This window comes from Alphaproteobacteria bacterium (assembly GCA_030739735.1).
GTDB lineage: Bacteria > Pseudomonadota > Alphaproteobacteria > UBA7887 > UBA7887 > UBA7887.
The window spans coordinates 1-600 of record JASLYQ010000057.1 but is presented as its reverse complement, the minus strand read 5'-3'; the positions used below and the strand labels follow the sequence as shown (position 1 = coordinate 600).

General features: G+C 51.8%; 1 protein-coding gene. It reads left to right on the top strand.

All coding sequences use genetic code 11. The features are described from left to right. The coding region (locus QF629_13045; protein ID MDP6014444.1) for a pentapeptide repeat-containing protein at window positions 1–209 on the top strand (209 nt) is incomplete at its 5' end. Window positions 210–600: the final 391 nt, after the last annotated feature.

Genomic DNA, 600 nt, shown 5'->3' with positions numbered 1-600 from the left:
AGAATGCCGACTTGAGTTTTGCCAACTTGAGTGAGGCCAGCTTGCGTGGTGCCGACCTGGGGAGGGCCAACTTGGAGAATGCCACCTTGAGTGGTGCCAACTTGAGTGGAATAGACCTCTCCACGGCAATCTTAAAAGGTGCCAAGATTGAAGGAGCCACTTTCTGTAAGACGCTGACGCCTTGGGGTGAAGATAACTCAGGTTGCTGAAAGCGAAGGACACGCGCCCTCCAACTTCGTGGAAGCGATGCGCCTGTAAAAGAGCCACCGCGAGGTGGCTTTTCGCTATGTGCGGTATACTCCTTCGCTTCCCACCACATCCAATGAACAACCGCCACATTCTGACTAGGCGAAGTCATTAGATTGAGAAAGCCAACAAGCCGGTCGGTCTATAGGGGTTTCTGCAGAAGCTATTCAAGGCACCCCCCCGCAGCTACTTATGCCGAACAATTAAATATGCGCGATGATTGTAGGTTCTTGATTGATGCAGGCCCCCACAACAAATAAAATCAATGAGTTAGCCGCCCTTTGGGGCGGCTTTTTTTGTGCGCGTAGCGCGCAGCGTAGCGGACAGAAATTTTAGACCGCCGAAAAAAAGCAG